Source organism: Leptolyngbya subtilissima AS-A7 (assembly GCF_039962255.1).
GTDB lineage: Bacteria > Cyanobacteriota > Cyanobacteriia > Phormidesmidales > Phormidesmidaceae > Nodosilinea.
Map to the genome: position 1 here is coordinate 502,760 of NZ_JAMPKY010000002.1, position 22,793 is coordinate 525,552.

Annotated in this window: 20 protein-coding genes; 10 read left to right on the plus strand and 10 right to left on the minus strand. The window is 54.9% G+C overall.

From position 1 onward, the window contains the following. Window positions 1–50 precede the first annotated feature (50 nt). Entirely contained in the window at window positions 51–1,472 is a 1,422-nt protein-coding gene (locus NC979_RS06915; protein WP_347403929.1) for an ammonium transporter, read from the minus strand. A gap of 352 nt (window positions 1,473–1,824) precedes the next feature. Beyond that, entirely contained in the window at window positions 1,825–2,493 is a 669-nt protein-coding gene (locus NC979_RS06920; protein ID WP_190518781.1) for a hypothetical protein, read from the minus strand. Between the two features lie 369 nt (window positions 2,494–2,862). Here NC979_RS06920 and NC979_RS06925 point away from each other — a divergent pair, with 369 nt between their 5' ends. Together NC979_RS06925 and NC979_RS06930 are read left to right on the plus strand one after the other, a co-directional pair. Then, window positions 2,863–4,356, plus strand: a complete 1,494-nt coding sequence (locus NC979_RS06925; protein WP_190518783.1) for a glycosyl hydrolase family 57 — start codon at window positions 2,863–2,865, stop codon at window positions 4,354–4,356. 102 nt (window positions 4,357–4,458) lie between these two features. After that, the gene (locus NC979_RS06930; RefSeq protein ID WP_190518785.1) at window positions 4,459–5,718 is read left to right on the plus strand and encodes a glycosyltransferase family protein; all 1,260 of its coding nucleotides are present in this window, start codon (window positions 4,459–4,461) and stop codon (window positions 5,716–5,718) included. A gap of 33 nt (window positions 5,719–5,751) precedes the next feature. Here NC979_RS06930 and NC979_RS06935 read toward each other — a convergent pair whose 3' ends face one another. The 3 genes from NC979_RS06935 to NC979_RS06945 form a co-directional block, all read right to left on the minus strand. Beyond that, window positions 5,752–6,543 (minus strand): hypothetical protein, encoded by a 792-nt coding sequence (locus NC979_RS06935; RefSeq protein WP_242023989.1) that lies wholly within the window; start codon window positions 6,541–6,543, stop codon window positions 5,752–5,754. Window positions 6,544–6,722: 179 nt separating this feature from the next. Next, window positions 6,723–6,911 (minus strand): DUF8622 domain-containing protein, encoded by a 189-nt coding sequence (locus tag NC979_RS06940; RefSeq protein WP_190519047.1) that lies wholly within the window; start codon window positions 6,909–6,911, stop codon window positions 6,723–6,725. 4 nt (window positions 6,912–6,915) lie between these two features. Beyond that, window positions 6,916–7,167, minus strand: a complete 252-nt coding sequence (locus NC979_RS06945) for a TIGR03643 family protein (protein WP_190518788.1) — start codon at window positions 7,165–7,167, stop codon at window positions 6,916–6,918. Window positions 7,168–7,453: 286 nt separating this feature from the next. Between NC979_RS06945 and NC979_RS06950 the strand changes: the two genes are divergently transcribed. Continuing rightward, the gene (locus NC979_RS06950) at window positions 7,454–7,957 is read left to right on the plus strand and encodes a helix-turn-helix domain-containing protein (protein WP_190518790.1); all 504 of its coding nucleotides are present in this window, start codon (window positions 7,454–7,456) and stop codon (window positions 7,955–7,957) included. A gap of 753 nt (window positions 7,958–8,710) precedes the next feature. On the opposite strand, the gene NC979_RS06955 is transcribed toward NC979_RS06950, so the two are convergent. Together NC979_RS06955 and NC979_RS06960 are read right to left on the minus strand one after the other, a co-directional pair. Beyond that, window positions 8,711–10,930, minus strand: coding sequence for a family 10 glycosylhydrolase (locus tag NC979_RS06955; RefSeq protein WP_347403930.1), 2,220 nt, complete (start codon window positions 10,928–10,930; stop codon window positions 8,711–8,713). Window positions 10,931–11,148: 218 nt separating this feature from the next. Further along, entirely contained in the window at window positions 11,149–12,426 is a 1,278-nt protein-coding gene (locus NC979_RS06960) for a PAS domain-containing sensor histidine kinase (protein WP_242023990.1), read from the minus strand. A 280-nt stretch (window positions 12,427–12,706) separates the two neighbouring features. Here NC979_RS06960 and NC979_RS06965 point away from each other — a divergent pair, with 280 nt between their 5' ends. The 6 genes from NC979_RS06965 (at window position 12,707) to NC979_RS06990 (ending at window position 18,440) form a co-directional block, all read left to right on the plus strand. Further along, on the plus strand, window positions 12,707–13,492 hold the full coding sequence (locus tag NC979_RS06965) for a response regulator (RefSeq protein WP_190518792.1): 786 nt from the start codon (window positions 12,707–12,709) through the stop codon (window positions 13,490–13,492). Window positions 13,493–13,638: 146 nt separating this feature from the next. Further along, window positions 13,639–15,360, plus strand: coding sequence for an ABC transporter substrate-binding protein (locus tag NC979_RS06970; RefSeq protein ID WP_431191029.1), 1,722 nt, complete (start codon window positions 13,639–13,641; stop codon window positions 15,358–15,360). A gap of 96 nt (window positions 15,361–15,456) precedes the next feature. Next, entirely contained in the window at window positions 15,457–16,296 is an 840-nt protein-coding gene (gene ntrB / locus NC979_RS06975) for a nitrate ABC transporter permease (protein WP_190518794.1), read from the plus strand. Continuing rightward, window positions 16,293–17,177: an ABC transporter ATP-binding protein gene (locus NC979_RS06980; RefSeq protein ID WP_190518796.1), complete on the plus strand. Its 885-nt coding sequence runs from the start codon at window positions 16,293–16,295 to the stop codon at window positions 17,175–17,177. Before ntrB ends, NC979_RS06980 begins: the two co-directional genes overlap by 4 nt. A 237-nt stretch (window positions 17,178–17,414) precedes the next feature. Next, complete coding sequence (gene cynS, locus NC979_RS06985) at window positions 17,415–17,858, plus strand: cyanase (protein ID WP_190518798.1); 444 nt, start codon at window positions 17,415–17,417, stop codon at window positions 17,856–17,858. A 114-nt stretch (window positions 17,859–17,972) separates the two neighbouring features. After that, complete coding sequence (locus NC979_RS06990) at window positions 17,973–18,440, plus strand: nuclear transport factor 2 family protein (protein ID WP_190518800.1); 468 nt, start codon at window positions 17,973–17,975, stop codon at window positions 18,438–18,440. A gap of 86 nt (window positions 18,441–18,526) precedes the next feature. Here NC979_RS06990 and NC979_RS06995 read toward each other — a convergent pair whose 3' ends face one another. Next, window positions 18,527–19,129: a Uma2 family endonuclease gene (locus NC979_RS06995; protein ID WP_190518803.1), complete on the minus strand. Its 603-nt coding sequence runs from the start codon at window positions 19,127–19,129 to the stop codon at window positions 18,527–18,529. Between the two features lie 218 nt (window positions 19,130–19,347). Here NC979_RS06995 and NC979_RS07000 point away from each other — a divergent pair, with 218 nt between their 5' ends. Continuing rightward, window positions 19,348–20,244 (plus strand): M48 family metalloprotease, encoded by an 897-nt coding sequence (locus NC979_RS07000; protein WP_431191030.1) that lies wholly within the window; start codon window positions 19,348–19,350, stop codon window positions 20,242–20,244. Window positions 20,245–20,285: 41 nt separating this feature from the next. Here the strand turns inward: NC979_RS07000 and NC979_RS07005 are convergent, their stop codons facing one another. Beyond that, window positions 20,286–20,768, minus strand: a complete 483-nt coding sequence (locus NC979_RS07005; protein WP_190518808.1) for a cupin domain-containing protein — start codon at window positions 20,766–20,768, stop codon at window positions 20,286–20,288. Between the two features lie 148 nt (window positions 20,769–20,916). Next, window positions 20,917–22,779 (minus strand): ATP-binding protein, encoded by a 1,863-nt coding sequence (locus NC979_RS07010; protein WP_242023991.1) that lies wholly within the window; start codon window positions 22,777–22,779, stop codon window positions 20,917–20,919. Between the last annotated feature and the right edge of the window lie 14 nt (window positions 22,780–22,793).

The window sequence follows — 22,793 nt, forward strand, 5'->3', positions numbered from 1 at the left end:
TCTAGTACTCTAGCTCCTGCTGTTTGAAAAGGCACCGTTTACAGTGTCAGCTAATGACTGGGGTGACCGGTGGTCGTCGCAGTGAAATCAGAAGTTAGCTGCTCACCGTACCCAACCTCGCTATGCTCTGCGGGGTCTAAACCTTGGGTTTCCACCTCAGGGGAAACCCGTAGCCCCATAATTGCATGCAGAATTTTGAGCAGGACAAAGGTGCCCACGCCAGCAATCACATAGGCGATCGCGACTGCTACTATCTGCTTCACCAGTTGTCCCGGATTTCCGTAGAGCAGGCCATTGGCGCCAAACTCATTCACATCGGTACTGGCAAAAACTCCGGTCAGAATTGCCCCTACCGTCCCGCCAACTCCGTGCACTGGGAAGGTATCTAGGGCATCATCAATACCCATTTTGTTTTTGATGCGAATGGCGTAGTAGCAGCAAAACGCGGTAATGCCCCCAATCAATAAGGCCGCCACCGGAGTCACAAAACCAGCCGCAGGGGTAACGCCTACTAGACCGGCAACCAGACCCGTGGCCAGACCCACCGCCGTCGGCTTACCTGTCAACACCCACTCCATCAAAATCCAGACTAGACCTGCTGCCGCAGCACCACAGTTGGTAGCAACAAAGGCAACAGTTGCTAACCCTCCCGAAGCTAAAGCGCTGCCTGCGTTAAACCCAAACCAGCCAAACCAAAGCAGGCCAGCCCCCAACATAATGAAAGGTACATTGTGGGGCGCTGTAAGCCCGGTGGGGTAGCTTCTGCGATTGCCTAAAACTAAGGCCGCCACCAAGGCAGAAACTCCAGAACTAATGTGGACAACGGTGCCGCCAGCAAAATCAAGGGCACCAAAGCCACCGTATAGACCCATAAATCCGCCTTTGGCCCATACCATGTGAGCTAAAGGGCAGTAGATGAATATGGACCACAGTAAAACAAACCAAAAATAGGTTTTAAACTTTAGTCGCCCTACCAAAGCTCCCGAAATTAGGGCAGGCGTAATGATGGCAAACATGCCCTGAAACATCATGAATGCTTGGTGGGGAACCGTCGCAGCATAAGATACGACGGCCTCTGGCTCAGACCCAAGCAAGTAGTCAGTAGTCTCTAGCCCAACCCCATTTAGAAAGAGCCACTGCAATCCGCCGATGAAGGGCGTTCCAGGAGCAAACGCCAGGCTGTATCCCCACAAAATCCAGGTGACGCCAACGAGCAGCATGAGTACAAAACTCATCATCAACGTATTAAGAACGTTGAGAGAGCGTACAAAACCGCCATAGAAAAATGCTAAGCCCGGCGTCATTAAAAGTACTAAAGCTGTACAGAACAACATGAATGTTGTATCTGCCGCAGTTTGGGCTGCCGCTGCTGCTTCAAGCGGGTCAGGGGCCTGTGCCCATGCCTCTCCTGGAAATAGCCCTAGGGTTAAGCAAAGGGCAATCGCCAACGTTGCCAGAATCCGAATACCCACGTCTGATTACTCTCCGGAACTCAAAACACTGTAGAAAATCATACTCATAACCCACTCAACCTACTCATGAGAAGAACCCAAAAATGTAGCAATTTTTGCAGTTTAGGCTATTCAAACGTTTGTTATAGATTCGACTAAACGCTTATGGAATAGGTCTTCTTGGGCGTAGCCTGCTATGATTTTAGCTACCTTAAATAGGTAACTCTAAAAATGCTGTCAATTGAAATCTAAAACTCAGTTGCTAGCTCAACACACTTAGACATCCTGGTGGATTCGGCCTAACTGCATTGGCTGAATCCATTTATTTTTTAGGTTGCTTAAATCTATTTACAACTGAATTGAGCAACATTTATCAAAACTCGACTGAGCGAAACTTAAATGTTCCACACCAGCCAATTTCAGGTACGAGCTTGGGCAAGGGAGGCTCAGTTTTGAGGGAAGTTAATTGGATAATGTAGCCCACGCCAGGACGATGGCGTTGGTACCATTCTTTTAAGTCAGTATTCTCTTTTAAGTTCCCGTGTTTATCGTATTCCTCAAGCGATAGCTGCACAGTCATGCTGGAGAGATAAGCGTAGATTTGTACTAAGTATTCGCCTGGAGGAACGTCAATAACTTGAAAAATCCGGTAGTTTGGCTCAGGTGGATTTCCTGCGATCGCATAGGCTAACTCGTCTGCATCACCCCCTCCACAGTGAATGACAAATTTGCCGCAGGGAATCGTTAGTTTCCAAGCCAGCTTTGCAATCCAATTATGCTCTTCCGGCTCGGTCAGGTTGCCCAAGACAATCGCTGTATGGCCATCCAGTGCACAATCGCCATCAAAAAATAGAGGTATGCAAATGCCGCGCATCAGCAGATTGTTGATGGCTTGCTCATCTGCTTGACCCAAGACATTGGATAACTCCTCGGCTGTGAGCCCGCTGCCCCCTAGGCTCGTAGAGGTGAGCAGGTAGTAGTGACCGTCGCAAAAGAAATCTTCTGCTAGGGGAATGAGCTGTCGTGTCAGTGGTTCAGGCATTTTGTGGGGTTGAGATTTGCTTGCAGCCCGGCACAAATCTGCCCTGATGCCCAGCCGAGATGAGGGTTAGCATACCGATTCTGTCTCTTTGTATCAAAGGGACTTAGCGTTTTTTATCGTCGCCATGGCGATCGGCTCAGCTAGGGCAATAGAGCCGACCCTGCTGCATGCTCTGCGATCGCGTGACCGACCCTGCAATACCTCTTTCGATAGAGACAAAGACCTGTTTTCGGCTTCTTTTGCTGATAGGCGATTCCCACCGCCACGAAATGTTACTGGCGGTGGTGTAAGTGCTTCAACCGGTGTAACACTAAATAGTGACCATAGGCTCGCCCGAAGTACGGGAGGCCAATTCCCGGAGGTTTCTGGATGACCAGCGCTATGCTCTCCCCTATAGACTGGCCCGCCCTTGAAGACGGGCTGCCCCCGCTGTCGGGTCGAGAGGCCGATATCGCCGGCGTTATGGCCAACCCGGAGCCGGTGTTTTTGCCCCGCACCAACCTGAACCTTGCGGATATTTCGGCGGGGTTTGCGATCGCCCTGCACATGCACCAGCCCACTATTCCTGCTGGGGCCACGGGTGAGCTCATCAACCACCTCCAATACATGTTTGAGCACCCCTACGACGGGGACAACCACAACGCCGGCACTTTCGCCTACTGCTACGCCCGCCTAGGCGACTTCATTCCAGAGCTGGTGAACCAGGGCTGCAACCCCCGCGTCATGCTCGACTACTCAGGCACCCTGCTGTGGGGCCTACAGCAGATGGACCGGCAAGATATTCTGGCTAAGCTGCGTCGGCTGGCCTGCGACCCTACCTATCAACCCTACGTCGAATGGCTGGGCACCTGCTGGGGCCACGCGGTGGTGCCCTCGACCCCCGTGCCCGACCTCAAGCTGCATATTCGCGCTTGGCAGCATCACTTTGCCGCTCTGTTTGGGGCCGAAGCCCTGGCTCGGGTACGAGGTTTTTCGCCGCCGGAGATGCACCTGCCTAACCATCCCGATGTGCTCTACGCTTTTGTCAAAACTCTCAAAGACTGCGGCTACCGCTGGATGTTGGTGCAAGAGCACACGGTGGAATCGGTAGAGGGACATGGCCTATCGCAGCCCCACCTACCCCACCGCTTGATCGCTCGCAACGCCCAGGGCGAGGTCGAAGAAATTGTGGTGCTGATCAAAACCCAAGGGTCTGACACTAAGCTGGTGGGTCAGATGCAGCCCTACTGGGAAGCCAAGAACCTGAGCCAGGTTGCCCTCGGCAACGCCACGGTGCCGCAGTTGGTCAGCCAAATCAGCGACGGCGAAAACGGCGGCGTGATGATGAATGAGTTCCCCAGCGCCTTTATGCGATCGTGGTACGAAATGCGCGAGCAGGGGGGCGGTCAACGGGGTGTGGTGGGCTTTAACGGCACCGAATACCTAGAGCTGTTGGCAGCGGCGGGGGCTGGACCAGAGACCTTCCCGATCTGTCAGGCGGTGGGGCAATCACGGCTTTGGCAAGCTATGGGTGACGCCAGCGGCCCCGATGCCGTGGCGGAGGCGATCGCCACCCTCCGCACCGAAGACAGCAATTTTTCCATGGAAGGCGGCTCTTGGACGGGCGATCGCAGTTGGGTGCAGGGCTATGACAACGTGCTCGACCCCATGCAGCGCCTGTCTGCTCAGTTTCACCAAACTATAGCTCGTCAACCCGAGCGGGGCGATGATCTAGAGCGCCAGCACCGCTACCGCAACGCCCTGATTCACAATCTGCTGCTGCAGACTAGCTGCTTTCGCTACTGGGGACAGGGCACCTGGACGGGCTACGCCGAGGAACTCTACCGTCGCGGTCAGGCCATTTTGGCCCACGACTTTGCCTAGGGTGCGATTTACCACCGTGCCAGCCGTCGGGTAGTGATTCAGACATCTTGCGATCGCCACTTATCCCTATGATGAAACCTAGCATTTTAGGGATATCAGGGCATGGACTATAAGCAAGAGCTAATCACCACCATCCACGACCTGGGGTACGATTTCGAGCGTTTAGAGCAGCGCCTCACCGAACTTAGCCAAACCAACCCTACCGCCGTGCTGATTCCGTCGCTCTATGAAGAGCTAGAGCGCCCCGCCCTGGCCACCATACGTGACCACCTCAGCCACTCTCCCTTTGTCAACAATGTCATTGTCTGCCTCTACGCCGATACCTTTGAGCAGTATCATCATGCGGTGCAGTTCTTCGAGCCGCTGCCCCAGCCCACCTTTGTCCTGTGGGAAAATGGGCCGCGCATTACCGACATTCTGCAAACCCTCCAAGACAAGGGGCTAGACCTGCTGCGGTTTAAGGGTAAAGGCCGGGCTGTGTGGCTGGGGTTGGGGGTGGCTTCTCTACACGCGGCGGCGATCGCCCTGCACGATGCCGACATTGTCACCTACGATCGCGCCTACCCCCTCAAGCTGCTCTATCCCCTGCTGGAGCAAGACTTTGGCATCGCTTTCAGCAAAGCCTATTACGCTCGCGTAGGCGGCGATCCCCGCAGCATGCACGGTCGGGTCACCCGGCTTTTTGTGACCCCGCTGATCACCTCACTGATGGAGCTGTTTGGCTACCGCGACTACCTGCGCTACCTCGACGCCTACCGCTACCCCCTCTCGGGCGAGTTTGCCCTCTCCGCCGACCTGGCGCTGACCACCCGCATCCCTGGCAACTGGGGGTTAGAAGTGGGTCTGCTGGCCGAGGTCTACCGCAATGTGTCCCTCAAGCGCATTGCCCAAATCGACCTGGGCGTCTTTGAACACAAGCACCAAACCCTAGGCAGCTCAACCAACTCGGGGCTGCAAAAAATGTGCCGCGATATTCTGCAATCGGTGTTTAGAACCCTGACCGAAACCGAGCAGGTGGTGATTGGCCAAGATCACATTCGCGCCCTGCGGATTAAGTACCGCCGCGAGGCCCAAAACCTCGCCCGTCAGTATTTCGTCGATGCTCGCTTCAACGGTCTAGAGTACGATCGCCATCAAGAAGAAATCACGATCGAAACCTTTGAACAGGTGATTCTTGAAGCCGGCAACCAGTACCTCGACGACCCGACCGGCACTCAAATTCCCGACTGGACTCGGGCCCTAGCCGTCATCCCCGATCTGCGCGAGCAGCTGCTCGACGCCATTCTCTCAGATATGGCTGAGGCGCGATCGGCCCCAGCACCAGTGGCGGATGTCACCGCAATGGCATCCGCTGTCTATTGATCAATTGACTGTAGTCAACCGGGCGCAGCGCGCTTAGGCCGGTTTCTTTTTGGGCATGCTGCTGGTGCTGCTCATGCTGGCCGGCAGCTCATTGCGGCTGCGCAAGGTCACATTGGCCCCTTCACTAGATTGTTCAATCACTAGCAGAGGAGTGGGCTTGGCTTTTTGATCCCAATGCATATTGGCAATGCGGCCCTGAATAGTGGGCTGCCAGTGGGTCTCTTCGGCATCGGGGCTCATAAAGTTTTCGATACATTCAACCAGCTGACCGATGGTCGAAGAGGTGGCCTGGGTCGGCAGCTTGGCCAACCGAATTTGAATGCGAAACAGCACTCGCTTTCTCGCAGTGGGGTTGTCTTGAGGGGCATACTCGACATCAAATATCTCATCCACCACGCGGGGCTTGCTGGCAACACCAATCAGCCCTTCTTCAGCTTGACGAGGACGCAGAGCGACACTAATTTTTTGCTTAACTTTGACCTTGAGCTGGTTCACAATTGACGTATGGAAATGCTCTTCGTCCATGCGCATGCGCAGGTAGTCGAGGTTAAATTCGCGCGAGTGAATTAGGTCAGGGTTTTGCTCCATCTTGCTGATGGTTTTGAGCGCTAGTTTGACCTTTTTTTGCAGCTCTTGATTTTTGTAGGTTTCAAATTTGAGCTGCTTCATCAGGCGGAGAGTTTGAAGGTGAGAATAAATACCCAACCCTAGCAATAGCACTAGTAACCCTCCAGACGAGAGCATCCAAGGGTTATCAAGCTGGGGCCGACTGGCGGCGGGGGCTTGGGCAAGGGTTGAATGCACCAGAACTGTGGAAGTTTTCATGGCTATGTGCATCAGGCAATTAACGGTTACACCTATAGTTCCCTCAACATAACCTGGTTTAATCTTGGTCTGTGAAGAATCGCCCAGATTTCTAATAAGCTTGAAACAAGCCTACGTGATTTTACAGAGTCTTTTTGGGTTTAGAGAAAAGCAACTATGGCAATAGAAACGAGTAGGGGTTAGCCCTTTTTGAGGCGAGCTTTCCAGGTGCCGCCATAGCGATAATTGGGGTTCTGCTCGCGTTGAGTTTTTTGGCAGTGGGGGCAGGCTAACACCCAGACTGCCCCAGGGGCACATTGAATGCGGTACCGCACTGTTGCTGGGGCCTGGCACAAGTCGCAGAGCTTGGCCTGCAGATGAGATGCCACGCCTCTATTTTTGGTTAGCCGACTTAAACCGGCCTAGGGCAAAGTCTCGCTTGTGCTGATGCTTGGTATTGCGCCCTGTCACCCGCTTCCGCCACAGACGAAAACTAGAGGGCTGCATGTGGCTACGCATGATAGCAATCACCTGTTTTTCTGCTAGCCCAAACTGAGTCTTAATTGCCTCAAAGGGTGTGCGATCTTCCCAGGCCATTTCGATGACGCGGTCAATGGTGTATGGGTTGAGTTCAGGATGGGCCATAGGCGATGAGGCGATATCGAGCAGAGTCAGCTTTGTTACCGTAACGAATCTATGGATGTCAGCGCAACAGAGAAAATGTTTGGCACAGGGACAGCATCCACGATGTCACCATAAACAGCGATCGCTCTTCCCCTTAAAGACGGTTAACTCCAAAGGATGCGGTGAATCGTCCAGATCAGAAGTTCTTAATGTCTTGCCAATCTTGCGGTCATTAAGTCAGGTTTTTGCGTCATTATAGAGAGTCATATGGTTAACCGCTGAGATTGAGTCGCGATCGCGCCCGCCTATGAAACCCGGCAGCAAGTACTATCCTCTGTTTAATCACCTAAAGACCTCTGGCAAGGCCGAAGTTTTGCTGACCTTTACCGACATTGAGGACTTACTTGGGAATCCGCTACCCCACTCAGCCGTTGAGCGCAAAAACTGGTGGAGTAACCGCGATACCCCCGCCGCTCTCCAAGCTGGAGCCTGGGTAGGAGCGGGCTACCACGTCTACGCCATTGATGTGGATAGTAAAACAGTTACCTTTCGCAAGTTTGAGTCCCAGTACAACATTGAGCAAAAAGACGGCAAAATCGTTTGGCAGCAAGATGCTATTCGTGCCCTGCGCAAGCATATGAGCCTTACCCAGATGGAGTTTGCTGAGCAGATGGGTGTACGCCGTCAAACCGTCAGCGAATGGGAAAACGGGGTCTACGACCCTGATCGCAGCACTGCTAAGTTTTTAGAGTTGATAGCTAAACAGGCCAATTTTACCGTACCCCTACCCGAAGATCCCCAAAGTCTTTAATCACTGGCTGCCTGCCGTTTATGACAAGTATTGGGTTGCAGTTAGCAGCTGATTAATTGTTCTGAACTAGGAGTTTCAGTATGGTGCTTGTGCATCCGCTGATCTGAATGTCATAGCCTGATGAGGCCAATGTTTTCTGCATCATGGCTATTGATTCTCTCAACGTGGTCAATAACTACGTCGTTATTCAGCAAAGTTTGAGCCTTGCTGAGGTGACTGATGGTCGGGACTATATCCACCTCCAACGTGGGCGAATCATACATTGCCACTAAATGGTTTGGCGATGGACCGCTATCAGCCAATTTCTGAGCCAGTCTAGAATTATCTTAAAACTAGCAGATGGAAGCAAGTACTAGCTTACCCTCACTTATGAAAAGCTTCATTGAGATAGATTGCAAGTCGAGAATTTGCTTTCCACTGTTGATTGTCTAAAATGTTTTGAGAACCAGGGTAGAAAAATATTTTATTCTTAAAAGCTTGTATCTTATTTATAAGTTCTCTTTCTAAAAACACCTGAGTCTCGGACAGCAAACCATTTTTCTTTAATAAAAATCTTGAATCATGAAGTCGTCAGGAAGATTACAGTACAATTCTTGTGGAGAAGACACTTTTTGTCCCAACCAAGACTCCCTCTAAAAATTTTTCGTTATTCGTTAGATACATCCTCTAAGACTTCTAGGATCTTCTCCTGCCAAAGTTTGATATCCATGACCTAGCCCTCCAGCTATGGCGCTTACCCAATGCATTTCACTGCTATGGCTGAGTTTTCTCTCCATGCTCTAGCAACTGCTCGATCGCAGCCAGCCGATGCTGCCACGATCGCAACCTATAGCTACCGTTCGCTGTATCCACCGACATCCCCTGGTTCACCGAGGCGCGCACCCTAGCCAGTTCGGCTTTCACGGTTTCTAGGTTGCGCCGCGATGGCTCTTGGGCCAGGACGTCAAACTCGCTGCCTAGATTGTTGACCTGGCTAATCCAAGGTTCTAGAGCATTGCGATCCATCCAGAGGCGCTGGTGGGCCAGCAGCCAACTCCACTCGCGCTGGAGGGCGGCATAACGGCTAGCTGCCATGGCGTAGGGAGTGGTGGGGCCAGGCGGGCTGCCGCTCTGGGTTTGGGCCAGCACAGCGTTTAATTCAGTATTTAGATCGGCGGCGGCAAATAGGGCATAGCCGGGGGTGGGTAGGTCGCGGCTAGCCTGCATTTGGTCGAGGGTGGCGGCATTTGACAGGTTCAGCAGCCGAATCGCCGGAATCACCAAGGCTGAGCCAAAGGATTCATTCACCAACCAGGGGGAGACAATGCGCTCAAAGCGGCTGGTGTCGCCCGCGTAGCTCATCAGCACTACCCAGTCGAGGTAATCGGCTCTGGCCCAAGCTCCCCAGTCTTGCTGAATACGCTGCAACCGCTCGTGCTCGGGGTTAGCAAACACCGCCGCCGACATGACCAGCTCAGGGTGCTGCCGCCGCAGGGTGCTGGAGATGGATTGCACAAACGAGGTCACCTGCTGCACGCGAAACTCGTTCCAGCGCTCCCAAAGCACCTGCTGCTGAATCTGCTGGTTGCGTTCTAGGGTATCGTCGGGTCGGGGATTGATAGTGGTGGGGTCAACGCCGGTCATGCTCTGAAAGCGCCAGCGGGCGACTTCGCCATAGCCGTAGGTGCGGTTGGCCCCAGGATCTTGAAAGGGGTAGCGAATGTAGTCGAGGTGCAGGCCATCGACCTCGTAGTTGGTGACGATTTCGGTCATCAGCCGGGTGAGGTAGCTGCGCACCTCGGGGTTGGCGGGGTCTAAGAAAGGCTTGTCTTGCCCACCGGGGATGAGGCTGCCGCTGTTGTCGTAGGCGGCCCAGTTGGGGTGCCGTGAGATGATCGGGCCGGGGTAGTCGGCGGGCTGGTTGAGCAGGCGGTTGTGGCGCTGGTTGCCCGCCGCAAACACCCATACCCAGGCGTGTAGGGTCATGCCCCGCTGGTGGGCCAGATCCACGGCGGCAGCGAGGGGATCCCAGCCTTGGGTAAGGGGGTTTTGCTCGGGGGCCACTTGGCTGGGGTAGATGGTATAGCCCGCATTCACGGTTTCAAAGAAAACGGTGTTGATGCCGGCAGCAGCCAGTTTGTCGAAGATTTCGCTGAGCCCCTGGGGCGATCTGGCCCGCACAATGGTGCCGCGATCGAGCCACATGGCGCGAATCTCCCCCTGGTTAATGGGGCGCTCGGTGGGAAAGTTCTCCCACAAGGCAGTGCGGGTAGCCAGCCAGCGATCGCGCACCTCGCTGTGTTTACCCGCCGCCATCAGTCCATCCCAATCGTTTAAAAGCTGCTGGGCCTCGCCTAGGGTAGGGTGCAGATAGGCCCCGCTTCCCCCAGCCACATTCACTGGGTCAGCGGCAGCGGTGAGCACGGGTGAGCGATCGGGTAGGGTTAGCGCCGTGGGCGCATCCAGCGAGTTCGCCATAATCAGAGCGCTCTCAAAGCGGCCAATCAGATTCTTGAGTTCCTGCTGCATGGCCAGGAACACTACCGGGCTGGGGGGCCGTCCGGTGGGCGACAGCTCAATCACCGCCGGAGCAATCTGTTCGGCGGGGTCTCCCGAGGTGGGGCTGGGCGAGTCTACTGTGGCATTGTCTGAATTAACGGGCTGAAGCACCCTAGGACGCTGGGAGGGGGGCAGCGGCGGCGCCGACGGCACATGAGTGGGACGCCGTCCAGGGCGGGGAGCGGGCGCTGGCTCGGCGGTGGGAACTAGGGGAAAGCTCTCTGCCTCGGAATCGTCGGTGAGTTCGAGGTATAGCTCTAGGTTGTCGGGGAGAGCAGCAGTGCCAGCAGGCTGGTTTTGCCCAGATGGAATCTGGGCCTCGGCCAAGACCGGCAGCATGGGCAGGCCCACCCCGACTAACCCTGCAATGGTCAAAGACCGCGTCCAACGGGTCACCGCGCCTAGTAAAAGGCCCTTGCCTGACTGCTGTGTCACAATGTCAGCTCTCCATCACACGGCGATAATTGTGGCACAGGCTAGCTGATTCGATGCTGCACTAGGGGCGATCGCCCTAAAGCACATGCAGAGCGGATCCAGACGCGACTCTGGAACGATCCTCGTTCCGAGTCGCTTCCTGTTTCTAGGATGCCGTAGGCTTTACGCTTCGCGGATCGCTCAGCCGCAGGCTTCCTGCCACCTCTTAAGTAAGCCCACTACGCTGGCAGGCTAACTGTGAAAGTAGTTCCCACTCCCACCCGGCTGGTGACCTTTATTGAGCCCTGTTGGAGCTGCACAAACTGCTTCACAATGCTCAGGCCCAGCCCCGTACCGGGAATGTTGCTGACGTTTTGGCCCCGGTGAAAGGGCTCAAACAGCTGCCTGCGATCGCCCGCAGAAATGCCAATGCCCTCGTCTTGCACCTTGAGGATAACCTGGCCCCGCTGTTTGGCCAGCTTCAGTTTAATGTGGCGATCGCCTGGGGTATAGCGAATCGCGTTCGACAGCAGATTGCTGAGGATCGATCGCAGCAGCCGCTCATCCAAACAGGCAAACACCTGGCGACTGCGGCAGCCAAACTGAATCGGGCACTGAGGCCGTCGGTAGTCACCCTCGGCCAGCAGCTCCTGACAAAAAGCCACCAGGTCTAATGGTTTGGGGTTGACCTCTAGCACTTTGGCCTCGATCTTGCCGATCACCAGAATGTCGTCGATCATCTGGGTCATGCGTTCAACGTTGGCGTTGATGGTGAGCAGGTAGTCGGTTTTTTCGTCGGGGCGCAGCTGGGTGTCGTAGCGGTTGAGCGATGATACCGTCAGCGCAATGTTGTTGAGCGGGTTGCGAAACTCGTGGCAGACCATGGAGACAAAGCGCGATCGCATGTCGCTCAGCTGCCGCAGCTGCTGGTTGGCATTCTGCAGCTCAGCGGTGCGCTCCTGCACTTTTTGCTCTAGCTCCTCATTAGCCCGCTGCAAGATCTGCTCAGCCCAGCGCCGCTGAGTAATGTCACGAAAGGTCACCACCGTGCCAATTAGCTGCCCCTCCTCATCACGCATGGGGGTGCTGATATATTCGACCGGAAAGCTGCTGCCATCTTTGCGCCAAAACACCTCGTTGGTCACCCGCCGCACGCTGCCATCCTGAAAGGCCGCATAGATTGGGCAGGCCTCCCGTTGGTAGGGGCGACCATCGGCCAGGGAATGGTGCATCACTGCATGCATTGACTGGCCGATCAGCTCGTCGGTTGACCAGCCAATCATGGCAGCAGCGGCAGGATTTACAAAGGTGACGTTGCCCGCCATATCCAGCCCGTAGATGCCCTCGCCCACAGCATTAAGAATTAGCTGGTGCTGGCGGCGCAGGTGCTCTAGCTGCCCCAGGGGTGCGGTGGGCGCAGCAGTCTCTCTAGGGGGTAACCAGTAGGTTTGAGTCATCTGGGTAGCGATCGCAACAAAACATTTTGCCGACTCTAGGGGCAAGTAAACCCAAGCCATCGCGCTGACTAGGGAGAAAGTATCACCCTATACAACAGCACGTTCCCCTAAGGTTTACTACAGAAACATGGCGCAATTAACTACCCTCAATAGTAGCGGCAAGCGTCGTGATACAAATTTAGAATTTTCCGAATAACAGCTCAGCTTCTGAGTTCTGTTTGGGCTGTCTTTATATTGATTAGATCATCAAATTTAATAGTCAATTTAATCTGATTAATCTGAAAAAACTTAGTACTTGAACCGCCATAGCAACGCCACCGACCCCAAAACGAGAATTACTGTGAAGACTATTCTCATCATTGAAGACGAAACCCAAACTCGCCATCTTTTTCTCAAATGCCTAGAGTTTGAGGGGTTCCGTGCCGTAGGGGCTAGCGACGGCACCACTGGGGTGGCGATGGCTCAGCAGCATACCCCCGATCTGGTCGTGTGCGACATCATGATGCCTGATGTGGATGGCTATTCAGTGCTCTCTGCTCTGCGTAAAACAAGGCAGACGGCGCTAATTCCCCTCATCTTTCTCACTGCTAAAGTGACCATGGCCGACCTGCGCCGAGGTATGGAGCTAGGGGCTGACGACTACTTAACCAAACCCTGCACCGTTGAGCAATTTTTGGCCGCCATCAACAGCCGCCTACAGCGTCAGGAACAACTCTCAAAGCTTTACGCCGACGAAGGAAGCCATCCCCAAGAACCATCTCAGGTTTCCTTATCAACCAACATTTTTCCCGTCGAACCCAAGCTAGCCAACGTCTTTTGCTTTATTGAAGCCCACTACCAAAAACCAATTAGCCTCAACGATGTGGCCCAGAATGTAGGCTATTCCCCAGCCTATTTAACCAATTTGGTGCAGTCACACACTGGGCGCACGGTCAAGCAGTGGATTATTGAGCGCCGCTTAGCCGAAGCCAAAACTTTGCTGGCCACCACTGCCAATAGCATCCGCCAAATTGCCGAAGCTTCAGGCTATAGTGATGCGGGCTATTTCACCCGTCAATTTCGTCAGTTCCACGGTGTTTCTCCCCAAGCATGGAGACAAGTTTCTGTATCAGAAACGACAGATTAGTGCTTGGTCTTAGGCTTCAAATTATTTTCAAAAGAAAGTCCTACTACATCCAAAATTTGCTCCGGTGCGCTTTTGATTTAGGCTTGGTAACCTGTCTAATAACTTACTCAACCCGCAGGCGAGAGCAGGGCAATCAGGGCAGCTAAATGCTCGTTTTTCAGGTGGCTCAACCGGGTTTTCAAGTTCATCGGGGAAAGATTTTTGTCGCGTTCAACTATCTGTTTATGGTCATTTCAGCAGTAGCAAAGTCGCTCAACGACTGGGGCAGTTTGAGTTGCGCATCACCCTCCCTGATGCTGCCCGGTCGTCCCTGCCGGGATTGCGGCACGGTGCATTTTACGGACGATCACTCGCGGTTTATGGAAACCATGCCCCAAGACCCGGTCGATATGGTCGACGACCTAGTGAAGATGGGGATTTATAAGCAAAACCAGCTGCGCGCCGCCGACACCGTCAACGCCTACGAGCTGCGCAAGACGTTGTTTCTCAAGCGAGTGGGCCGCAACAACCCCCAACGCGAAAAGCTGATTTTGGCGCTGTGTGAGCAGGCCGGCGGATTAGAAAATGCCTTTGCGGCAGCCTTTGGCCCTCAGGCCGGGCTGTTCTTTGCTGACTTAGTACGCAACAGTGGGGCGACCCGTCGCGAGTTCCTGCGCAACATGGCTGTAGGTGCGGCGCTGGTCACCCTAGCCAGCTGTGCTGGTGGTAGCGACGAGCCTGCTGCAGAAGAGTCGACCGTAGCCCCCGTTGACACGAGCAATCTGGAGAAAACCGACATTCAGGTGGGCTTTATCCCGATCACCTGCGCAACACCAATCATTATGTCGGAGCCACTAGGCTTCTACGAAAAGTACGGCTTTAACGCTACGGTGGTGAAAATGCCGAGTTGGGGTGCGGTGCGGGATTCGGCGATCGCAGGCGAACTCGACGCCTACCACATGCTGGCGCCCATGCCCATCGCTATGACCCTGGGTCTGGGCTCTGCTGCCTTTGGCGTCAAGCTAGCCAGCATTGAAAACGTCAACGGCCAGGCCATTACCGTGGCCGAGCGCCATAAGGGCAACGTAGATGGCCCTGCCGACTTTAAGGGCTTTGTGATCGGCGTGCCTTTCCCCTACTCCATGCACAACCTGCTGATTCGCTATTACCTGGCTTCGGGTGGCCTCGACCCTGACGTAGATGTGCAGATTCGTCCCGTGCCCCCGCCGGACAGCATTGCTCAGCTCATTGCTGGGGACATCGACGCGATGCTGATGCCCGACCCGTTTAACCAGCGGGCTGTGTACGAAGGCGCTGGCTATATTCACATGCTCAGCAAAGAGCTGTGGGACGGTCACCCCTGCTGTGCCTTTGCTGCTAGTGACGAATGGATTACCGCCAACCCCAACGCCTTCCGATCGCTGAATAAGGCGATCATCGAGGCAGCGGGCTACGCTCAAGACCCTGCCAACCGCTCTGAAATTGCCGCCGCGATTTCCGATCGCGCCTTTCTAAACCAGCCTCCAGAGGTGGTTGAAGCGGTGCTGACCGGCAACTTTGACGATGGCCAGGGCAACACCCTTTCAGAGCCCAATCGCATCGGCTTCGAGCCCTACCCTTGGCAGAGTTTCGCCAAGTGGATTTCGTCCCAGCTGGTGCGCTGGGAGCTGCTGGGGGAGGGCAACACCGCTGCAACCGTCAGCAACAGCGACATCGACCAAGTGGGTCAAGAGGTCTTTTTAACTGACCTGGCCCGAGAGCTGGCCCTTGAGCTGGGTCAAGAGCCCCCCTTCGAGACCGATCGCACCGAAACCCTAGCCTTCGACACCTTTGACCCAACCGCGTCGGCAGACTATGTCGAAAGCCAAATTGACCAGTTTGGTAAGTAAGTTTTTCTTGGCCAAAACATTGGTTCCACCTTTGACATAGCGACGGTTGGGGTGAGTGGAATCGCTATCGGCGCAGTTTTTAGGAGGTATTGAATCATGACGGCGAGTCACAGCACGCCTGGATTGATCGGAGCGGAGCGGCAAACACCGCTCTGGCACAACGAAAATGTAAGAGCGTTCGCGCTGTTTATGCTCTCTCTCGGCATCTTTCTGCTGTTTTGGGAAATTGGGGCGAAATCGGGCTGGTTTGTGAAGGGGGTACCCACTGCCACCGAGACCATCAAAGAGTTTTGGTGGTGGGTGACAAACCCGTTTTACCGCAACGGCCCCAACGATCTGGGTATCGGCTGGAATTTACTAATTAGTCTGCGGCGGGTGGCGATCGGCTATATTGCGGCCTCGCTGGTGGCGGTGCCCCTGGGCATTTTGATCGGCATTTCGCCCGTGGCGTTTAAGGCGTTTAACCCCTACGTGCAGCTGCTCAAGCCGATTTCGCCTCTGGCTTGGCTGCCGCTGGGCTTGTATTTGCTGCGCGATTCTGAGAAAACCGGCATTTTCATCATCTTTATCTCCAGCATCTGGCCGACGCTGATCAACACCACCTTTGGTGTAGCCAACGTCAACCAGGATTACCTAGACGTATCTAAAACCCTGGGTGCCTCACGCCTGCGCACCATCTGGAAGGTAATAATTCCGGCGGCGCTGCCCAGTATTGTGTCGGGTCTGCGGATCAGCATGGGCATTGCCTGGTTAGTGATTGTGGCGGCAGAAATGCTGCTCGGCACGGGCCTCGGCTATTTCATCTGGAACGAGTGGAACAACCTGTCAATTCCAAATATTTTGGTGGCCATTTTCATCATTGGTTTGACAGGGCTGCTGCTGGATAGCCTGTTTGCCGCCCTCGAAAAATTTGTTGCCTTTGGTCGAAACTCATGAGTACTGTTCCCGTTAATACGGTTGACCCGGTTGATATGCGATCGCAGACAGCTCAGCTGTCGATTCGCCAGGTGGCGAAGGTTTTCCCCGGCAAAAAAGATCTGTTTAGCAAGCTCACCGGCAAAACCCGCCGCGATTTCGTCGCCATCCAAGATATCAACCTTGACATTGAGCCGAATACCTTCGTGTCGATCATCGGCCCATCGGGCTGCGGCAAATCGACTCTGCTGAATATGATTGCTGGCCTCAGCCCGATCACTAGCGGCGAGATTTTGCTCAACGGTGCCCCGATCGCTGGGCCAGGGCCAGACCGGGGCATGGTCTTTCAAAACTACGCCCTGATGCCTTGGATGACGGTGGAGGAAAACCTGCGGTTTGCGGTAGAAACCGTGGACCCAAAAATTTCGGCGAAAAAGCGCGATCGCATCATCAAAGAGCACATTCAGCTGGTGGGCCTCAGCGGGGCCGAGCGCAAGCACCCCCACGAGCTCTCGGGCGGCATGCGCCAGCGGGTCGGCATTGCCCGCGCCCTAGCCATCAACCCCCAAATGCTGCTGATGGATGAGCCCTTTGGTGCCCTCGATGCCCTCACCCGCGCCTTCTTGCAGGAGGAGGTCGAGCGCATCTGGGAACAGCAGCGCAAGACCGTGATCATGATTACCCACAGCATTGAAGAGGCGCTGCTGCTGAGCGATCGCATCGTCATGATGACCCGTGGCCCTGCCGCCCGCATCGACGAGATTTTAGAGGTGCCCTTTCCTCGGCCCCGCGATCGTGAAACCATACAGCAGCATCCTGCCTACAAGGGTCTCAAAGCAGAGATGGAGAGCCATCTGTTTCGAGAAACTCGCGCGGTGGAGGCGGAGCGGGTGGGGAAGTAGAGGAGTGATGGGGTGGATGGGTAGGGGGTGGATAGGTGGACCTCAAATAACCGTAGGGTGGGTGGTCACTCAACCTCTGCTCCCTCACACTATCCTTGCTTCGCCGTAACCTAACCGCCCACTGTGGCTACATGCCAGAAAATCCTGCCACATCCTCTGACCCTCTCCCCCAGCCCCTCTCCCCTAGGGAGAGGGGAGCCGGAATTGACCACAGACGTACTTAGGAGGACTTTAACTATGACCGTTTCCGCTATTACCGAAAAACTACTGGCTGCTAAAAAAGCCGCTGGCCTTAGCTTTGCTGACCTCGAAGCTAAAACTGGCTGCGACGAAGTGTGGCTCGCCTCCATTTTCTATCGCCAAGCCAGCGCCTCTGAGGAAGAGGCCACCAAAATCATTGAAGCGCTCGGTGCCGACGCTTCCCTGGTCGAGGCTCTGACCGACTTCCCCGTCAAAGGTGGACTCGATCCCGTCATCCCCACCGACCCGCTGATCTACCGCTTCTACGAGATTATGCAGGTCTACGGCATGCCCATGAAAGCCGTTATCCACGAAAAGTTTGGCGACGGCATTATGAGCGCCATCGACTTCACGCTTGATATAGAAAAGGTTGAGGATCCGAAGGGCGATCGCGTCAAAGTGATCATGAACGGCAAATTCCTGCCCTACAAAAAGTGGTAGACCCCGGTTACGCGTCCTGACTCACAATCTCTGGGCTGTTGGCGATCGCTAACAGCCTTTCCTATGCCCTTCCCTCACCCCCATCTTCCCCATCTCCTCTACTCATCCACCCCTATGCCCACTCCCATCGCCCCCCCCTTTACGCTAGAGACTGCGATCGCCAAAGCTCGCATGGCCGAAGATGCCTGGAACAGCCGCGATCCCGATCGCGTTGCCCTCGCCTACACCGAAGACAGCCACTGGCGTAACCGGGCCGAAATCTTTCAGGGCCGCGACGCCATCCGCGCTTTTTTGCGCCGCAAGTGGGATAAGGAACTCGACTACCGCCTGATCAAAGAGGTGTGGGCCTACGGCGACAACCGCATTTCGGTACGATTTCAATACGAATGGCACGACGACGCTGGCCAGTGGTACCGCGCCTACGGCAACGAAAACTGGGAGTTCGACGAAAACGGCCTCATGCGCCGCCGCGAAGCCAGCATCAATGACAGACCCATCACCGCTGAAGAACGCCGCTTCTTTTGGGATACTTCCGGCCCTCGCCCACAGGAGCATCCTGGGTTGATTGACTCACCGGTTTAGCCAACCGTTGAATCACAGTCTCAAGCAACCGGAGTGCTACCCCAACTACAATTGTTGTCCGTGCTTAGCCCCAAGCGACTCTGTTTCTACCAGATTTTAGCCATGCGGAGGACAAAATTCGGCAGTTCGGGATCGCCACTAACCAGGTCAGGGTTCACCAGAATTTCGGGTGGTTGATGAGGCCGATAGACATGCACCTGACGGGCCTTGCGATCGATCAGCCATCCTAAAGCAGCACCGTTGGCAATATACTCCTTCATCTTTTCCTTCAGCCCACTGAGTGAATCACTCGACGATCGCAGTTCTATAACAAAGTCTGGGCAGAGGGGCGCAAAGGAGGCTTGTTCAGCCTCTGTCAGCATTGTCCAACGTTCTAAACGGACCCAAGCGGCATCGGGCGATCGCGTTGACCCATCGGGCAAAGTAAACCCGGCGCTAGAGTCAAAGGCTTCGCCGGTACCATCGGCATCGGCCCAGTTGGCCAACTGCTGGGCGATCTTGAGGTTGCGGTTGCCGGTATCAGAAAACGCAGGGGGCATAACAATCACCTCGCCGCTGGCCGATCGCTCGATACGTAAATCCCGATTGGCCTGGCAAAAGTCATAGAATTCAGCGGCAGTCATCTCAGCGCTGGCCGGAAAGTTAACCCTTAGCGGCAGATTTTCTGTTTGGATCAACAGCGTTGTCATAGGCGATCCATGCTCTCTGCAGTGACCTGATCATAGCCCACTGCCTGGATGGCCTAACGAGCTGACGTTCTCGCCTAGGTCACAATCGGGTGTTGGGTTAGTTGAAGGGCTGAGAAGCTAGCTAAGCAAATGTCTTTCCCTAGGTAGACCTCAGCTGTGCGCGCCTTTGAGATGCTGTAGAGCACAGACAATGGCCTGAGGAGCGATCTATGGTTGGAATGAATTTGTTCAGAACCCTCGCGCTATTAGCGTTGCTCAGCGGGCTGATTGTGCTGGCGGGCTACCTGCTGGTTGGCAATGAGACGGGCTTGCTCTACGGGCTAGGCTTTGCGGCAGTGAGCAGCTTCGGCTCGTGGTACTACTCTGATCAAGCGGCGCTGGCAGCATTTAAGGCCCAGCCCACGCCCCGCGAGGAGGCTACAGAGCTGTATGAGCGGCTAGAAAAACTGAGCGATCGCGCCAACATTCCCACCCCTACCCTCTACTTGGTGCCCTCGGAGTCGCCCAATGCCTTTGCCACCGGGCGCGACCCCAATCACGCCGCGATCGCCCTTACCAAGGGCATTATTGAGCTGCTGCCCGACGAGGAACTCGATGCCGTTATCGCCCACGAACTGACCCACGTGCGCAACCGCGATACCCTCACCCAGGCGGTGGCAGGTACCCTGGCCGGGTCGCTGACCTTTTTAGGCCGCATTCTAACTTTTGGGGCACTGTATTTTCCGATGGCCCGAGCCGGGGGACGACGCGGCAACAACCCCCTTGCCATTTTGTTTCTGCTGGTGATTGCTCCCTTTGCCGCTGGGCTACTGCGCATGGCCCTTTCGAGAACCCGAGAATATGCCGCTGATGCCGGAGCCGCTGAGATTACCGGCAACCCTCTAGCGCTGGTACGGGCGTTAGAAAGACTGGAGGAAACGGGGCAAAAAGTGCCCATCCACGGCAATCCGGCCTTTGCGCCGCTGTTTATTGTCAACCCTCTTTCTAAGGAAGGGATGATGACGCTGTTTATGACCCACCCTTCCACCGACGATCGCATTCAGCGCTTGAAGGCTATGGCCGAGCAGGCGATCGTGGGTAAGGCCGATGAGAAAGCCCTTAGCCCTAGCGCCTAGGTGGCATGAGTGGCTGTAGCAAGATTTAAGCGGAACTTAGGTCAGTAAGGCGAACCATCTTTATGGTTAAACTGCCATTGGCCATCTGGGGTGAGAACCGCTTCAATGTCGTCGTCGGGATATGAAACCCGATCATTGGGGCTGCGATCGCCCATTTCCAGATAAACAACATTCTCGCTGGTTTTATTCACTAAGCAGTGGGCATCGCCGTCGCCTGCCTTAAAACCGGCACACACGCCAGGTTGCAGCAGTGTTTCGCCAGCGTTAGTCACTAGAGTGGGTTGACCTGAAATGACGTAAACAAACTCATCTTGAGTGGTGTGAGCATGACGCAGCGCCGAAACCCCACCGGGCGCTAGCGTCACGTAGTTAACACCAAAGTTCGACAGTCCAAAAATACTTCCTAATGGTCTCTTTTCACGACCCGCCATTTTAGCGGCAAAGGGCTCTGGGTAGAGTGATGGTCGCGTTCGCAGCGGAGCTTCAGCAGCGGCGATGGCGATCGGTTTTTCAGGCTCGCTCATGCAAACTTCCTCCATCAGGGCGGTGTTCTAGCGATCGCTGCAAAGGTTCTTTGAGCGGTTGTATATCAGCTAGCTGTTCTAGCCAGTATTAGCTCAATTATGTGCCGAGTGGGCGGGTTGAGGATAGGTGGCGCGATCGCACTAATCCTCATCGCTCCAGCAGCGGCAATCTCACAGTAAACGTTGCTCCCTGACCTTCTCCAGGGCTTTCTGCTTGCACAGTGCCACCGTGCAGCTCCACCAGATTGCGAACGATCGCCAGCCCCAACCCCAGACCGCCAAATTTGCGGGTGGTTGTACCGTCCTCCTGGCGAAAATATTCAAATACATGGGCGATAAAGTCAGGATGAATGCCTTTGCCGCTATCGCTAACCTGAACTTGGGCCTGGGAGCCAGTTCTCGCTAGTCGAACGATTACCTCCCCGCCCTCATCCGTGAACTTGATAGCATTGCTGAGCAGATTCCAAATCACCTGCTGAAGACGGGTAGGGTCGCCTAAAACTTGCCCCACCGTCAGATCTAAATCAGTTTGAATCTTAATCGACTTGGCTTCTGCAGTTAACCGCACCGTTCCGATAGCGGCTTCAACAATCGCCCCTAAATTCACCGCCATCATATTGAAGTTCAGCTTCCCCTGCATTATGCGGGTAACGTCTAGCAGATCTTCAATCAGTTGGGTTTGCAGTTTAGCATTGCGCTCGATCGCTTCTAAAGCAAACGCCGTTTTTTGAGGGTCTAGCCTGCCAGTGCGCAGTAGACTAGACCAGCCCACAATGGGGTTTAGGGGCGTGCGCAACTCATGGGATAGCACCGCCAAAAATTCATCTTTAATGCGGTTGGCCGCCTCCGCTTCTTCTCTAGCAGATTCTGCACGCATGAGGTGTTCGGTGCGCTCTCGCTCCCGCTGCGACAGCAAATCGGCCGCAAATTCCAACGATTGCCCCAGCAAAACAATTTCCCGAATGGAAAGTGTGCTGACCTGGGGAGGCTCACCGTTAGCCAAAGCTTCGGCAGCTAGGGCAGCTTTGGTAATACTGCGAGAAATCTGGCGCGACAGCAAAAAAGCACCCACGCCGCTCACCAAAAGCAGCGCTAAACCCGGCCCAATCACCAACCACATCGCCCGCTGCACAGGCCTTTGAATCACATCGACCGGCACCGTGACCGCCGCCGTCCATGGGGTATTGTGAACCCGACTAAAAGCGACATATACCTGCTTCCCATCTAGGCTGGTATCTCGATAGACGCCTTCGTTAGTGGCCCCAATTCGCTGCAAGAAGGAGGGTGTGCCAGACTTTCCGACGAAGCGCTTAGGATTGCGGGTGCGAGCGACAACAACACCTTGACCATCGACAATGACGCGCGTCCATTCTCCGTCGACCGGAAGGCGAGCAACAACAACTTTAGACAGGGTCTCAGGCGTAATGAGCGCCGTCAGAACGTACTGTAAGTTGCTTTCATGGATAACGGGTACGAGCACCGGAAAGGTAAAGTCGAACCCCAACTGCCCTTCACCCAGGTTACCTACCGTAGGCTGACGGGTTTTGATCAGTTGCTCTAGACTGTCCGGCTCAGGGGTATAGGTTAGCGGCATGCTCAAGGAATGCCTACTGTTGAGCTGCTCTTGCCCATCGGGCTTCAGCAGTATTGTCGTCAGCCAGGTAGGTTGCGTCGCCGTTAGCCGCTGCGCCTCACTGTGAAAGCTGTCGAGGTCGCCTTGATAGAGCTGCTCAGAGGCCGCCAAGGCCTGTAGAGTGCGAGTTGTGCTTGAAAATTCACTTTCTACGGTCGAGGCTAGATTGCGAGCTTCTCGAAGCATCAGCCGCTCCGATGCAGCCTGCTCCTGGCTTGATAGCCTAAACACAACTGCAGCAGCAAACAGCACCACCGGCAGCAATGTTCCCGCAACCAATAGGACGAGATACCACTTTAGCGAAAGCGCCTGACCACCAGACGATATCGGCGCGGGTTGGGGAGCTGCTAAGGCGATGCGGTTAGCAAGCGAGTCCAAGATAATACCAATTC

Coding starts and splice junctions, on each gene's coding strand:
- ntrB (WP_190518794.1), top strand. CDS start 15,457: ATGACGGCGAGTCACAGCACGCCTGGATTGATCGGAGCGGAGCGGCAA.
- NC979_RS06960 (WP_242023990.1), bottom strand. CDS start 12,426: ATGGCTTGGGTTTACTTGCCCCTAGAGTCGGCAAAATGTTTTGTTGCG.
- cynS (WP_190518798.1), top strand. CDS start 17,415: ATGACCGTTTCCGCTATTACCGAAAAACTACTGGCTGCTAAAAAAGCC.
- NC979_RS06920 (WP_190518781.1), bottom strand. CDS start 2,493: ATGCCTGAACCACTGACACGACAGCTCATTCCCCTAGCAGAAGATTTC.
- NC979_RS07005 (WP_190518808.1), bottom strand. CDS start 20,768: ATGAGCGAGCCTGAAAAACCGATCGCCATCGCCGCTGCTGAAGCTCCG.
- NC979_RS06930 (WP_190518785.1), top strand. CDS start 4,459: ATGGACTATAAGCAAGAGCTAATCACCACCATCCACGACCTGGGGTAC.
- NC979_RS06970 (WP_431191029.1), top strand. CDS start 13,639: ATGCTCGTTTTTCAGGTGGCTCAACCGGGTTTTCAAGTTCATCGGGGA.
- NC979_RS06950 (WP_190518790.1), top strand. CDS start 7,454: ATGAAACCCGGCAGCAAGTACTATCCTCTGTTTAATCACCTAAAGACC.
- NC979_RS07000 (WP_431191030.1), top strand. CDS start 19,348: ATGAATTTGTTCAGAACCCTCGCGCTATTAGCGTTGCTCAGCGGGCTG.
- NC979_RS06980 (WP_190518796.1), top strand. CDS start 16,293: ATGAGTACTGTTCCCGTTAATACGGTTGACCCGGTTGATATGCGATCG.
- NC979_RS06945 (WP_190518788.1), bottom strand. CDS start 7,167: ATGGCCCATCCTGAACTCAACCCATACACCATTGACCGCGTCATCGAA.
- NC979_RS06925 (WP_190518783.1), top strand. CDS start 2,863: ATGACCAGCGCTATGCTCTCCCCTATAGACTGGCCCGCCCTTGAAGAC.
- NC979_RS06935 (WP_242023989.1), bottom strand. CDS start 6,543: ATGAAAACTTCCACAGTTCTGGTGCATTCAACCCTTGCCCAAGCCCCC.
- NC979_RS06995 (WP_190518803.1), bottom strand. CDS start 19,129: ATGACAACGCTGTTGATCCAAACAGAAAATCTGCCGCTAAGGGTTAAC.
- NC979_RS06990 (WP_190518800.1), top strand. CDS start 17,973: ATGCCCACTCCCATCGCCCCCCCCTTTACGCTAGAGACTGCGATCGCC.